This is a genomic window from Sphingosinicella soli (genome assembly GCF_014199685.1).
Lineage (GTDB): Bacteria > Pseudomonadota > Alphaproteobacteria > Sphingomonadales > Sphingomonadaceae > Sphingosinicella > Sphingosinicella soli.
This window is the reverse complement of sequence record NZ_JACHNZ010000020.1, coordinates 13646-27277: the sequence shown is the minus strand read 5'-3', so window position 1 is coordinate 27277 and position 13632 is coordinate 13646. Positions and strand designations below refer to the sequence as shown.

Sequence of the window (13632 nt, the reverse complement as noted above, 5' to 3'; positions counted from 1 at the left end):
ATATTTCTTGCCTGTATTCATCCCGCTTGCAGGGAATACGCTGTACGACGCACGTATTGCATTGATGGCGACACCCCGTTGCCGCCCCTGTCGAAAAAAGGTGCGCGTGAAGACACTGTTTCCCCTCCTTTCCGGGTTGGCGCTCGCGGCGTGTGCGGCAGGCCCGGATTACCGCGCGCCTGCACCCGCTGCGCTCGGCGTTCCCGCTGCGTGGAGCGACGGCAGCGCAGCGCCGGGCGGCGACGCCGCACTTGCCGAATGGTGGCGCGTTTACAACGACCCCGCGCTCGATGCGTTTGTCGCGCGCGCGATCGAAAACAATCTGGATATCGCGCAGGCGGTGTCGCGGCTTCGCCAGGCGCGCGAATCGCTGCGGCAGTCGCAGGCGGATTTCCTTCCCTCGGTCAGCGCCTCGGGTGGCGGCGGCCGCACGTTTCGCGAAGGCGCGCCCGACGGCAACAGTTTCTCGGCGGGCGCGGACGCATCGTGGGAGATTGATCTTTTCGGCGGCACCCGGCGCGCCGTGGAGGCTTCGCGCGCCGATCTGGCGGCGGCGGGGTACAGCCTTGCCGACGTGCGCGCGGCGATCGTGGCGGAAACCGTCAGCAACTATGTGAGCGCGCGGCTCGCGCAGGAGCGCCTCCGTATCGCGCGCGACACGCTGAAAACGGTGGAGGACAACTACGATATCGCCCGCTGGCGGGTGCAGGCGGGGCTCGTTTCCTCGCTTGACGAGGAGCAGGCGCGGGCCCAGCGCGCGCAGAACCGCGCGTCGATCCCGTCGATCGAACAAAGCCTCGCCGGCGCGCTCAACCGCATCGCCGTGCTCACCGGCGCGGCGCCCGGCGAAGCCACGCGCGCGCTGGAAACGCCTGCGCCGATCCCCGATGCGCCCGAAGCGATCACCGCCGGAATTCCGGCCGACACGCTCCGCCAGCGGCCCGATGTGCGGCTGGCCGAGCGCGCGCTCGCCGCCGCAACGGCGCGCATCGGTGTCGCGCAGTCCGCGCTCTACCCCTCGCTGCGCATCAGCGGCGATGTGGGCACGAGCGCGCTGTCGCTCGGCAGCCTCGGCGACATCATCACCGGCGGCCTGTTCGCCTCGATCGGTCAGCTCATCTTCGACGGCGGCGCCACCGCGTCGCGGGTCCGCGCGCAGGAAGCGGCGGCGGAAGGCGCGTTCGCGGCCTACAAGGCGTCGGTGCTCCGTGCGCTGGAGGACGTGGAAAACGCGCTCGTCGCGCTGCGCGCCGCGCGCGAGCGGCAGGTGCAGTTCGCCGAGGCTTTCGATGCGGCGAGCAACAGCGCCATCATCGCGCGCAGCCAGTATCAGGCCGGGCTCACCGATTTCCAGACGCTGCTCAGCGCAGAGCAGTCGCTGCTGTCGGCGCGGCAGGGGCTCGCCGACGCGCAGGGCGACGAGGTGTTCGCGGCCGCGCAGCTCTACAGCGCACTCGGCGGCGGATGGCAGACAATGAACACGATTGACGGATGGCAGCCCGAATGAACGACACAAACACCCAGTCACTCGATGACTTCCTGGGCGCGCAGCCGGAAAAGCCGTGGCGCAAATGGGCGATCTACGGTGCGGTCGCCGTGGCGGTGATCGTGTTCGTTCTTGTCGTGCGCGGCATTCTTGCCGACGATACGCCGCAGTTCGACACGCGGCCGGTCGCGCGCGGCGATCTTACCGTCACCGTGTCGGCAACCGGCAATCTGAAGCCGATCAATCAGGTCGATGTCGGGTCCGAACAGTCCGGCCTCATCACCAGGGTGTACGTCGATGTGAACGATCCGGTCACACGCGGTCAGCAGCTTGCCGAGCTTGATCCCTCGCGCCTTCAGGATGCGGTCGCGCAGGCGCGCGCGCAGGTGGCGTCGGCCGAGGCAGGGATCGCGCAGGCGAACGCCGCCGCCGCGCTTTCGAAGGCGACGCTGAGCCGGCAGGAAGAGGTTTCGCGGCTTTCGGGCGGCCGCGTGCCCTCGAAGACGGAGCTGGATACGGCGCGTGCGAACTACAGCCAGTCCATCGCCGGGCAGCGCTCCGCAGAGGCGCAGCTGCTCGTCGCGCGCGCGCAGCTTTCGTCGGCGGAAACCAACCTTTCCAAAGCCCGCATCGTGTCTCCCGTCACCGGCGTCGTGCTCTCGCGCGACATCGAGCCCGGCCAGACGGTCGCCGCGTCGCTGAACGCGCCGGTGCTCTTCACCATCGCCGAGGATCTGAAGCAGATGGAGGTCGAGGTGTCCGTCGACGAGGCGGATGTCGGTCAGGTGAAAGACGGCCAGCCCGCCACCTTCAGCGTCGACGCCTTTCCCGGCCGCACGTTTCCCGCGAAGGTCACGCGCATAAACGTCGGCTCGAACGCGAGTTCGGGCAGCAGCAGTTCCTCGACCTCGACGGCGACCGCCAGCACCGTTGTCGCCTACACGGCGGTGCTGAACGTCGACAACAGCGACGAAACGCTGCGCCCCGGCATGACCGCGACGGCGGATATCGTCGCGAGCCGCGTGGAAGACGTGCTTCTGGTGCCCAACGCCGCGCTGCGCTTCAATCCCTCCGCGCAATCGGGCGCCTCGGGCGGCGGCATCACCAGCCAGCTCGTCATGCGGCCGCGCCGCGGCGGCAATGCGCAGAAATCGGTGGGCTTCGGCGCGGGCAGCACGCAGACGATCTACGTCGTCGGCGCGGACGGCGCGCCCCAAGCGGTGGAGGTCGTCGTCGGCGACAGCGACGGCACCAACACGGCGGTCCTCAGCGGCGACATCAGGCCGGGCATGAACGTCATCGTCGGCCAGCTCGTCGCCGGGCAGGAAGCGCCCCGTCAGCGCGGCGCCGGATCGGGTGGCGGCGCTGGAGCGGAGGGCGGTCGGCGATCGGCGGAAAAGGCCGGCAATGGCCAATGATCCGATCATCCGCCTCCGCCGGATCGTCAAGACCTACGGCACGGGTGCGACCGCCTTTCAGGCGTTGAAAGGCATCGATCTCGATATCGCGCGCGGCGATTTCGTGGCGGTGATGGGGCCGTCGGGATCCGGCAAGTCGACCGCCATGAACATCCTGGGCTGTCTCGACATGCCGACGAGCGGCGAATATCTCTTCCACGGCCATCACGTCGAAACGCTGGACCGCGATCAGCGCGCACTGCTTCGTCGCCGCTATCTCGGTTTCGTGTTCCAGGGCTTCAACCTGCTGTCGCGCACCACGGCGCTCGAAAATGTCGAATTGCCGCTGCTCTACCGCGGCGAGGATCGGCATGTCCGCTACGATCACGGCATGGCGGCGCTCGACAAGGTCGGTCTGAAACCCTGGTGGGATCATACGCCCGCCGAACTTTCCGGCGGCCAGCAGCAGCGCGTGGCGATCGCCCGCGCCATTGTCACGAACCCCGACGTTCTGCTCGCCGACGAGCCCACCGGCAATCTCGATACCGAACGCTCGATAGAGATCATGGAACTGCTCACCGATCTCAATCGCAGCGCCGGGATCACCGTCATCATGGTCACGCACGAGCCGGAAATGGCGGCCTTCGCGCGCACCATCGTGCATTTCCGCGACGGCGTCGTCGAGCGCATCGAGACGGGCGGAGCGCACTGATGCTGGGCACCACGATCACGCTCGCCTTCCGCGCCATCATGCGCCACAAGCTGCGCTCGTTCCTCACCACGCTCGGCATCATCATCGGCGTGGCCGCCGTCGTCACGATGACGACGCTCGGCAACGGCGCGACGGCGGCGGTCCGCGAACAGATTTCCAGCCTGGGCGCGAACATCCTCCAGCTTCGCCCCGGCCAGGGCTTCGGGCGCGGGGGCGGCGGGCCGCGTCCGCCCGATTTCAAACCCGAAGACGTCACCGCGATCGCCAGCCAGCTCACCGGCGTGCGCGCCGTCGCGCCGATGGCGCAAAGCTCGGGCACCGCGATCTACGAAGGCAACAACTGGAACACGACCGTGAACGGCACCACCGCCTCTTATTTCGAGGCGCAGCAGTGGCCGATCGCGGGCGGGCGCCTGTTCATGCCCGAAGAGGAACAGGCGGGTAAGCCCGTCTGCATCATCGGCAACACGCTGCGGAACAACCTGTTCCGGCAAACCGACCCGATCGGTCAGCGCTTCCGTATCAGGGGCGTGTCCTGCCAGGTGATCGGTGTGCTCGGCACACGCGGGCAGGGCGGCTTCGGGCAGGATCAGGACGATGTCGTCGTCATGCCGATCAAATTCGTGCAGCGGCGTTTCACCGGCGATCGCGATATCGGCCAGATCATGGTTGCGGTCGATGATGCCTACGACACGCAGACCGTGCAGGCGTCGCTTGAAGACCTGATGCGCGAGCGGCGCAAGATCAAGCCGGGCGACGCGGACAACTTCAACGTCTTCGACACCAAGCAGATATCCGACACGCTGACCGGCACCACCACGATCCTCACGCAGATCGTCAGCGCGGTCGCCGCGATTTCGCTGCTCGTCGGCGGCATCGGCATCATGAACATCATGCTCGTGTCGGTGACGGAGCGCACGCGCGAGATCGGCATCCGCCTCGCGATCGGCGCGGTGGCGCGCGAGGTGCTGATGCAGTTCCTCGTCGAAGCCGTGGTGCTCTCGTGCCTCGGCGGCCTGATCGGCCTCGTCATCGCGTTTTTCGCCTCGATCGCGATTGCGCCCTTGATGCAGGTGCCCTTCATCTTCGATCCGCAGATCAACATGCTCGCGTTCGTCTTCTCGGCGGCGATCGGCGTGGTGTTCGGCTATTTCCCGGCGCGCCGCGCAGCCTCGCTCAACCCCATCGATGCGCTCCGCCACGAGTGAGCGGTCTTTCCGCCGCCGATATTCGGCAAGGGCGGTGGGTCTGCCCTTGCATTGCCGGATAGGGCCGTCATAGGAGAGATATGCTTTCTCAACGGACGCGGTATACAATTCGCGCGCTCCAGCACCTGGCCGATCATTACGGCGAGGGGCCGATCCGGCTGTTCGACATCGCCGAGGCGCAGAACATCCCGAAAAAGTTCCTCACGGTGATCCTTTCGGAATTCGCCCGCCTCGGCATCGTCAGCACCAAAAGGGGCCCCGACGGCGGCTACTGGCTGGCGGTGCCGCCGGTCGATGTGCGCTACGGCGACATCGTGCGGCTGACGCGCGGTTCGGTGGCGCTGGTGCCCTGCGCGAGCCGCTTCGACTACAAGCCCTGCGAGAATTGCGTCACCCAGAAAGACTGCCGCCTGCACCGCCTGATGGTGATGGTGCGCGACGAGACCGCGCGCATCCTCGACACGGTTACGCTGGCCGATCCGATCCCGATCCCGGAGTCGGAACTGACTCTCTAGCCGCCGCAATGGCAGCCTTGATGCGCGTATCATCGCCGATCTGGTTGATGAGCAGCAGCACGAGCCGCGCGGAAAAGCGCAGGCTTTCGGCCTCGGTCATGCCCGCCTGCGCGGCGATCAGCGCCTCATAGATATCGTCGGGGCGCGCCACGTTCGGTTTCGTTTCCAGGCTCATGCGGCGGCGCCCGCGCGGGCGAGGGCGGCGGCGATCTTCGCGGGCGTCGGCCTTCGCCAGCGCGCCGCGACATACTGATCGGGCCGGATCAGGTACGCCGACCCGGCTCTCAGGTCATAGCGTTCCTCCGCGATTCCGGCGCCTGCCGCGTCGATCACGGGCACCAGCGCCTCACCCGCCCAGCCGTTCGCGATCAGCCGGAAGCCGCCGCCGAGGCTGCCGAGCAGCCAGTCGTTTCCGATCGGCGCATCAAGCGCGGGCGATCCCGGCGCGATGCCGTCCCAGTCCGCATCCTCGTCGGGGGTCGAAAGCGGGCTTTCGGGGTACGAGACCGCCATCGAAAGCCGCCCGCTGTTCACGAACGGCCGCGCGAAGGCATGGTCGCCCGCAAGGCTCAGCACGGCGTCGCGGTAGGCGGTGCTTGCCGCCGATTTCGGCGTCAGAAAATCCGTGGACCGGGTGGAATTCAGGATGTTTTCGTCGGCGGCCAAGACGGCTTCGTCGTTATAGCTTTCCAGCAGACTTTCCGGCGCGGCCCCGTCCAGCACCATCGCCAGTTTCCATCCCAGATTGTCGATGTCCGCCAAGCCTCCGTTGCAGCCCCGCGCGCCGAACGGCGACACGAGATGCGCGCTGTCCCCCGCGAAGAGCACGCGTCCGTGCACGAAGCGCTGCATCCGGCGGCACTGGAAGGTGTAGACGCTGTACCACTCGCGCTCGAACTCCACGGCTTCGCCCAGCATCGCGCGCACCAGCGGCTCGACGTTTTCGGGGCGCATCGCCGCCTCGCGGTCGATGTTCCAGCCGAGCTGGAAATCGAGCCGCCAGACGTCGTCGGGCTGCTTGTGCATCAGCGCGGACTGGCCGGGGTTGAACGGCGGGTCGAACCAGAACCAGCGCTCGGCGGGGTGTTCGCCCTTCATCCTGATGTCGGCGATCAGGAAATTGTCCTCGAACACGCGCCCTTCGAAATCGAGGCCCATCAGTGCGCGCACGGTCGATTTGTTGCCGTCGCAGGCGATCAGCCAGTCGGTGGTCAAAGTGTAGCGTCCGTCCGGCGCGTCCACCGTCACGCTTGCGCCGTCCGCGCGCGTATCGAGCGCGGTCAGTTCATGCCCCCAGCGGATGTCGACATTGGGATAATCGCCAAGCGCGTCCACCAGAACCGCTTCCACATGATACTGCTGCAGGTTGATGAACGCGGGCCGCCGCTGGTCCTTCACCGGCAGCAGGTCGAATTCATAGACCGGCGCCGGGCTTTCGCCCCAGAACACCTTGCCGAGGTTCCACACGACGCCCCGGTCCACCATCGCCTGCCCGACGCCGAGCCGGTCCCAGATATCGAGGCTGCGCTTCGAATAGCAGATGCCTTTCGATCCCGCCGCGATGAAGTCGAGCCGGCTCAGCACCGTCACCTTGCGGCCCCGCCGCGCGAGGTCGAGCGCCATCGAAAGCCCGATCGGCCCGGCGCCGACGATCAGCGTTTCAAGATGCTCGCCGTCCGTTCCCACCGGCGACCCGCCGATCGGCCGGTGAACCGGAATTGCTGTCGTCATGGCGTCAGTCCTGAAGCTCGGCCCAGACCTCGCGGTCGCGTTCCATCGTCCAGATGCGCGGCCAGTCGATGCCCTCGAATTCGTCCCACAGCCGCTGCACGTCGAAGGGCAGGCAATGCTCGAAGATCGGCCAGCGCCCGAACTTGGGGAACAGCGCTTCGTGCGTCGCCTCGAACGCCTGCTTCAGCGTGCCGCCCGCGCGGTGCACGGTGCCGACCTTGTCGATCATGGTCTTCAGGAATTCGCGCGTCTGCTCGATCGCCGCGTCGGTCTCGGCGAGGCCACGCGGCACGCGACCGCGCCCGCCGATCAGGTTTTCGGCGCGGTACGCCTTCACCGTGTCGAGCGTGCCCGCCGCCCAGTCCATGTGGAAGGCGTCGCCCGTGTAGAGCGCCGCTTCCGCCTCCACGAGATCGCCCGCGAACAATGTTTTCGATTTGTCGTGCCACACCACGATGTCGCCCGCCGTGTGCCCGCGCCCGCAAAAGGCGAGGTCGAGCTTGCCGCGATTTCCGCCCAGTTCGATCTCGAACGTGTCGGCGAAGGTCTGCGTCGGCCAGGTGAGCCCCGGCACCGAATCGGGCTCCTTGAACAGGCGCGGCATCCGGCCGAACTCGCTCGCCCAGTCCTCCATGCCGCGTTCCTCGATCAGTTTGCGGGTCGCGTCGCTGGCGATGATATGCTCGGCCTCGAAGGCGCTCGCGCCGAGCACGCGCACGGCGTGGTAGTGCGTCAGGATCAGGTATTTCACCGGCTTGTCGGTGTGCTCGCGCAGCTTCGCCAGCCAGTCGCGCGCGGCAACCGGCGTCGCCCGCGCCTCGATGGCGACAACGAAATCCTCACCCTCGAACGCGCCCACATTGGGGTCGCCCTCGGCGGTCAGCGCGTAAACGCCGTCGGCCAGGATCTCCAGCGTTTCGGTTTTCTCGGCGGTGTCCGCCGAAGATGCGAATGGTTTAGCCAAGGGTAAGCCTCCTCAAATGTCACGCCGCGTTTGCGGGCCTTGAGGGGGAGTTTAGACGAGGGGCGCCCGCCCGTCTGTCGATAGACCTGATGACAAGCACCACTCCTCTCCCGCCTGCGGGAGAGGATACGAAGCGTCAGCCGCAGGCCTGCGCGCAGTTGGTGAGGGCCTTCCCTCACCCTCCCACCGCTTCGCGGCAGGCTCCTCCCTCTCCCGCAAGCGGGCGAGGGGTTTAGCGCAGCCCGCCCAGCATCTGGTCGATCACCGTATCGGCGAGCGCCTCGACGGTGAAGCTGCCCTTGGGGTGGAACCACGTGTGCGACCAGTTGATCATGCCGAAATACAGCATGGCGCGCACGCGGGCGTCGTCCTTGGAAAGCGCGGGCGCGATTTCGCCGATGGTGCGCGCGACAAGATCGACGAGCGTGCGTTCGGTGTCCACGATATGCCGGCGGCGCCCTTCGGGCAGCTTGTCGAGGTCGTTCACCAGCACGCGGTGCCGCGCGGAGGCGTCGGCGTAGAGTTCGAGGAAACCGTGCGTCAGCTTGCCGAACCGCGCCTTCGGGTCGGGCTCGCTCCGGCATGCGTCGGCGACTTCGGCAAGCGCGCCGATGTGGCCGTCCATGATCTCGAAGAGGATATCCTCTTTCGACGCGAAATAATGATACAGCAGCGACTTCGACATGCCGCACGCGGCGGCGAGGTCGGCGATCGAGCAGCCGTGGAAGCCCGCATGCGCATAAAGCTCGGCCGCCTTGTCGAGCACGGTTGTCCGCCGCTCGTCGTAATCAGCCGCCTGTGTCCGCGCCACCCGCGCCCCTTTCGTTTCGAAGTCCGGAGCGTCCGTGTCTAGGCGGAGCGCCCTGCGCCTGCAACGGCTTCGCCCCGCTTACACCGCGTTCATCGTGAGGAGGTCGTACGTCGCGCAAAGCTCGTCGTCCTGGTTGGTGACGCGCACGGCCCAGCGCGCCTCGCCCATCTCCGGCGAACGCTGCGATTTCGATTTCACGGTGAGCGACACCTTCATCGAATCGCCCGGCTTCATCGGCTTCACGAAGCGCAGGTGCTCCAGGCCATAGTTGGCGAGCACCGGCCCCGGAGGCGCATCGACGAAGAGACCCGCCGCGAACGACAGGATCAGATAGCCGTGCGCCACGCGCCCGCCGAAGATCGGGCTCGCCTTCGCGGCCTCTTCGTCCATGTGCGCGTAGAAATTGTCGCCGGTGAAGGCCGCGAAATGCTCGATGTCTTCGAGCGTGATCGTGCGCGAACCGGTTTTCAGCGTATAGCCCGGCTCCAGCTCGCCGAGGCGCAGGCGGAAGGGGTGGACGGGGCCTTCCTGCATCGGCGCGCCGGGCAGATATTCGCCGAGCGCTTTTGAAAGCAGCCCCGGATCGCCCTGCAGCGCGGTGCGCTGCATGTAGTGCTTCACGCCGCGGATGCCGCCCATTTCCTCGCCGCCGCCCGCGCGGCCGGGTCCGCCGTGAACAAGCACCGGAAGCGGCGATCCGTGACCCGTCGAGCTTTTCGCGGACTCGCGGTTGAGGAACGCCATGCGACCATGGAATGCGCCGGATTCGAGCAGCAGTTCGCGCGCGGTCGCGCCGTCGTGCGTGAACACCGAAACCGCGAGCGAGCCCTTGCCGTGGTTGGCGAGCGCCGCCGCATCGGCGAGATCGGCATAGGGCATCAGCGTCGCGACCGGGCCGAACGCCTCGACCTCGTGGATCGCGTCCGCCTTCCACGGATCGTCGGTGCGCATCAAGACCGGCGCGAAGAACGCGCCCTTGCCGTCGTCCGCCGCGTTCGGGTCGCCGTAAACGACCGGCGCGACCGCCGAAAGCTCGGCGATCTTCGCGCGCACGTCGTCGCGCTGCGCCCGGCTGACGAGCGCGCCCATGGTGACGCCTTCGGTGCGCGGATCGCCGACCACCGTTTTGGCGAGCCGCGCCGACAGTGCTTCCTGCACGGCATCGATCAGGCCCGCAGGCACGAGCGCGCGGCGGATCGCGGTGCACTTCTGCCCCGCCTTCACCGTCATCTCGCGCGCGACTTCCTTCACGAACAGGTCGAACTCCGGCGTGCCCGGCGCCGCGTCGGGCGCGAGGATCGAAGCGTTCAGTGAATCCCGTTCCGCCGTGAAGCGCACGGCTTCGCGCGCGATCACCGGCACCTGCTGCAGTTTCGCGGCGGTGTTTGCCGATCCCGTGAAGGCGACCGAATCCTGGCCCGTCAGATGGTCGAACAGATCGCCCGGCATGCCCGCGATGAACTGCAGCGCGCCTTCGGGCAGCACGCCGCTTTCGATCATGATGCGGAACGCGGCCTCGGCCACATACGCCGTGGCGGACGCAGGCTTCACGATCGCCGGAACGCCCGCGAGCAGCGTCGGCCCCAGCTTTTCGAGCATGCCCCACACGGGGAAGTTGAACGCGTTGATGTGCAGCGCGAAGCCCTGCATCGAGGTGTAGACGTGCTGGCCAATGAAGGTGCCGTCGCGCGCCAGCACTTCGGTGTCGCCGTCGAGGAGGATGCGGTCGTTCGGCAGCTCGCGGCGGCCTTTGGAGGCGTAGGAGAACAGCGTGCCCGCGCCGCCTTCGATATCGATCCAGCTGTCGGTGCGCGTTGCGCCGGTATCCCACGACAGGTCGTAAAGCTCTTCCTTGCGCTCCATGATCGCCTGGCCGAGCGCCTTCAGCATCACCGCGCGCTCGTGGAAGGTCATCGCGCGCAGCGCCTTGCCGCCCTTCCTGCGGGCATGCTCCGCCATGCCGCCGAAATCGAGCCCGTCGCTGCCGGTTTCGGCAACGACATCGCCGGTGAGTGCGGAATGGATGGGCGAAAGCCCGCCCGCGCTCTTCACCCAGCGGCCTTCGGCGTAGTTTTCGAGAAACGTAGTCATGACGTCATCGCTCCGATATCGGCTCAGGCGCCGGTAAATTTGGGTTTGCGCTTTTCCATGAAGGCGGCGACGCCTTCCTTGTAATCGGCGGAAAAGCCGAGGCGGCGCATCAGGTCGCGCTCGTTCTCAAGCTCTTCATCGAGCGTGTTCGCCCACGCGCCGCGAATGGCCTTCCGCGTCGCGGCGAGCCCCTGCGTCGGTCCGGCGGCGAGGCGGACGGCGAGCGCGCGTGCTTCACCGGCCAGCGCCTCATCGTCGATGCACTTCCAGATCAGGCCCCAGTCCTCGGCACGTTCCGCGCTCAGGGGCTCGCCGGTGATGGCGAGGCCGAGCGCACGCGCCTGGCCGATCAGGCGCGGCAGCACCCATGTGCCGCCGCTGTCGGGGATCAGGCCGATCGCCGCGAAGGACTGGATGAACTTGGCGCTTTTCGCGGCAAGAACGATGTCGCAGGCAAGTGCGATGTTCGCGCCCGCGCCCGCCGCGACGCCGTTCACGGCGCAGACGACGGGAATGGGAATCGTGTTCAGGCGGCGGATCAGCGGATTGTAGAACCGCTCCACCGAATCGCCGAGATCGACGGCGCTGTCGCCCGGCGCCACGGCGCGGTCGGAAAGATCCTGCCCCGCGCAGAAGCCGCGCCCCGCGCCCGTCAGCAGCAAGGCGCGCGCGCCCTCCTTCTCGGTGCGGTCAAGCGCCTGCGCGACCTCTCCGTGCATCTGCACGGTGAAGCTGTTCAGGCGGTCCGGGCGATTCAACGTCAGTGTCGCGACGCCTTCGCTGAGATCAAAAAGGATCGTTTCGAAAGACAAGCGGGAGCCTCCCCAATCTGAAATCGTTAATCATAGAATGAACGGTCGAACAATTATTGGCAAGCGTGAAATCGTGCGCTATCTGCTTTGCATGTCCGATCCGATGAAGCCGAATCCGGTGCCCCCCGCAAAGCAGTCCTCCGATGATACGGCGCTGCGCATCGCGCGCGCCATGGCGGCGAAGGAAGGCACCACGCCCGCGCTGGGGCTGGAAATCGAAGCCGCGCGCGAAGGCTATGCGCGCGTCGCGATGCGGCTGTCGCCCGGTACGCTGAACGGCTTCGGCATGGCGCACGGCGGCATGGTGTTCCTGCTCGCCGACACGGCCTTTGCCTATGCCTGCAATTCGCGCAACGTGCAGACGGTGGCGCAGCACGCGAGCATCAGCTTCATCGACGCAGGCCGCGCGGGGGAACGGATCGTCGCCGAGGCGCAGGAGCGCGCCGTGAAGGGCCGCACCGGGGTTTATGCCGTCAGCGTCATGGGCGAAGACGGCCGCATCATCGCTGAATTCCAGGGGCTCAGCCGCACCATCGGCGGACCCGTGATCGAAGAGGAACAGGAATGACCGACGCTTTCATCTGCGACGCCGCGCGCACCGCGATCGGCCGCTACGGCGGATCGCTCGCCGAGGTTCGGCCCGACGATCTTGCCGCGGTGCCGCTGAGGGCGCTTGCCGCGCGCAATCCCGGCATCGATTGGGATGCGCTCGACGACGTCATCATGGGCTGCGCCAATCAGGCGGGCGAAGACAATCGCAACGTCGCGCGCATGGCGGCGCTGCTTGCGGGGCTCGGCGAAAGCGCGCCCGGCACCACGATCAACCGCCTGTGCGGCTCCGGCCTCGACGCGGTGGCGATGGCGGCGCGCGCGATCCGCAGCGGCGACGCCGATTTCATCGTGGCGGGCGGCGTGGAGAGCATGACGCGCGCACCCTTCGTGATGCCGAAGGCGGACAGCGCCTTTTCGCGCAGCAACACGGTTTACGACACCACGATCGGTTGGCGCTTCGTCAATCCGCTGATGAAGGCGGGCTTCGGCATCGATTCGATGCCCGAAACCGCCGAAAACGTCGCGGATGATTTCGGCGTTTCGCGCGCGGATCAAGATAAGTTCGCGGTCGAAAGCCAGCGCCGCGCTGCAGCCGCGCAGGCTTCGGGGCGCTTTGCCCAGGAAATCGTGCCGGTCACGATCGCGCGCAAAAAAGGCGATCCGGTGATCGTCGAGCGCGACGAACATCCGCGTGAAACGAGCATCGAGGCGCTCGGCAAGCTGCGCCCCATCGTGCGCGCGGACGGCACGATCACGGCGGGCAACGCCAGCGGCGTCAACGACGGCGCGGCGGCGCTGCTGATCGCGAGCGAAGCGGCGGCGGCGCGCCACGGGCTGAAGCCGATCGCGCGCATTCTCGGCGGCGCTGTCGCGGGTGTGCCGCCGCGCATCATGGGCATCGGCCCCGCACCCGCCACGCGCAGGCTGCTTGCGCGCGCCGGCGTGGCGCTCGGCGATGTGGACGTGATCGAACTCAACGAGGCGTTCGCCGCGCAGGGCCTCGCGGTGCTGCGCCAGCTCGGGCTTCCCGATGATGCCGCGCACGTGAACCCCAACGGCGGCGCCATCGCGCTCGGCCACCCGCTCGGCATGTCGGGCGCGCGTCTTGCGATGACCGCCGCCATCGAACTGCAGAACCGGGGCGGGCGCTACGGCCTCGCCACGATGTGCATCGGCGTCGGGCAGGGCATAGCCCTGCTCATGGAACGCGTCTGATTATCCTCCCTCGCCCGCCGGGGAGAGGGCCGGGGAGAGGGGCAAACAAACCCCCCTTTTCTCCATACGACGAAAGACCAAATAATAATTGACCGTCCGGTCGATTTATTATAAAGTCCACAGTGAGGAAGGAGCCCG

13 protein-coding genes are annotated in these 13632 nt (G+C 67.2%); 7 read left to right on the top strand and 6 right to left on the bottom strand.

Annotated features, from left to right (window positions below):
• Positions 1-100: 100 nt before the first annotated feature.
• The 5 genes from GGQ98_RS09765 to GGQ98_RS09745 all read left to right on the top strand — a co-directional run bounded on the left by GGQ98_RS09765 (position 101) and on the right by GGQ98_RS09745 (position 5318).
• Positions 101-1507 carry an efflux transporter outer membrane subunit gene (locus tag GGQ98_RS09765; RefSeq protein WP_341534181.1) on the top strand — a complete coding sequence of 469 codons (1407 nt, stop codon included), beginning with the start codon at positions 101-103 and terminating at the stop codon, positions 1505-1507.
• Positions 1504-2904: an efflux RND transporter periplasmic adaptor subunit gene (locus tag GGQ98_RS09760; RefSeq protein WP_243451801.1), complete on the top strand. Its 1401-nt coding sequence runs from the start codon at positions 1504-1506 to the stop codon at positions 2902-2904. Before GGQ98_RS09765 ends, GGQ98_RS09760 begins: the two co-directional genes overlap by 4 nt.
• Positions 2894-3595: an ABC transporter ATP-binding protein gene (locus GGQ98_RS09755; protein ID WP_184068701.1), complete on the top strand. Its 702-nt coding sequence runs from the start codon at positions 2894-2896 to the stop codon at positions 3593-3595. The genes GGQ98_RS09760 and GGQ98_RS09755 overlap by 11 nt, the downstream gene beginning before the upstream one ends.
• A complete protein-coding gene (locus tag GGQ98_RS09750; protein WP_184068698.1) occupies positions 3595-4803 on the top strand; it encodes an ABC transporter permease in 1209 nt (402 codons plus the stop codon). Before GGQ98_RS09755 ends, GGQ98_RS09750 begins: the two co-directional genes overlap by 1 nt.
• Positions 4804-4883: 80 nt before the next feature.
• Positions 4884-5318, top strand: coding sequence for an RrF2 family transcriptional regulator (locus GGQ98_RS09745; RefSeq protein ID WP_184068695.1), 435 nt, complete (start codon positions 4884-4886; stop codon positions 5316-5318).
• Here GGQ98_RS09745 and GGQ98_RS09740 read toward each other — a convergent pair.
• From GGQ98_RS09740 to paaG, 6 genes are all read right to left on the bottom strand, one after another.
• Positions 5269-5493, bottom strand: a complete 225-nt coding sequence (locus GGQ98_RS09740) for a DUF2783 domain-containing protein (protein WP_184068692.1) — start codon at positions 5491-5493, stop codon at positions 5269-5271. The genes GGQ98_RS09745 and GGQ98_RS09740 overlap by 50 nt on opposite strands.
• Complete coding sequence (locus tag GGQ98_RS09735; RefSeq protein ID WP_184068689.1) at positions 5490-7049, bottom strand: FAD-dependent oxidoreductase; 1560 nt, start codon at positions 7047-7049, stop codon at positions 5490-5492. The genes GGQ98_RS09740 and GGQ98_RS09735 overlap by 4 nt, the downstream gene beginning before the upstream one ends.
• A gap of 4 nt (positions 7050-7053) precedes the next feature.
• On the bottom strand, positions 7054-8013 hold the full coding sequence (locus tag GGQ98_RS09730; RefSeq protein ID WP_184068686.1) for an MBL fold metallo-hydrolase: 960 nt from the start codon (positions 8011-8013) through the stop codon (positions 7054-7056).
• A gap of 232 nt (positions 8014-8245) precedes the next feature.
• Positions 8246-8824, bottom strand: a complete 579-nt coding sequence (locus GGQ98_RS09725) for a TetR-type transcription factor C-terminal domain-containing protein (protein ID WP_184068683.1) — start codon at positions 8822-8824, stop codon at positions 8246-8248.
• A 78-nt stretch (positions 8825-8902) separates the two neighbouring features.
• Positions 8903-10915: a phenylacetic acid degradation bifunctional protein PaaZ gene (gene paaZ, locus GGQ98_RS09720; protein ID WP_184068680.1), complete on the bottom strand. Its 2013-nt coding sequence runs from the start codon at positions 10913-10915 to the stop codon at positions 8903-8905.
• Positions 10916-10938: 23 nt separating this feature from the next.
• A complete protein-coding gene (paaG, locus tag GGQ98_RS09715; RefSeq protein WP_184068677.1) occupies positions 10939-11727 on the bottom strand; it encodes a 2-(1,2-epoxy-1,2-dihydrophenyl)acetyl-CoA isomerase PaaG in 789 nt (262 codons plus the stop codon).
• A gap of 73 nt (positions 11728-11800) precedes the next feature.
• On the opposite strand from paaG, the gene paaI reads away from it, so the two are divergent.
• Together paaI and pcaF are read left to right on the top strand one after the other, a co-directional pair.
• Positions 11801-12295 (top strand): hydroxyphenylacetyl-CoA thioesterase PaaI, encoded by a 495-nt coding sequence (gene paaI / locus GGQ98_RS09710; protein WP_341534180.1) that lies wholly within the window; start codon positions 11801-11803, stop codon positions 12293-12295.
• Entirely contained in the window at positions 12292-13494 is a 1203-nt protein-coding gene (gene pcaF / locus GGQ98_RS09705; protein ID WP_184068675.1) for a 3-oxoadipyl-CoA thiolase, read from the top strand. The genes paaI and pcaF overlap by 4 nt, the downstream gene beginning before the upstream one ends.
• Positions 13495-13632: the final 138 nt, after the last annotated feature.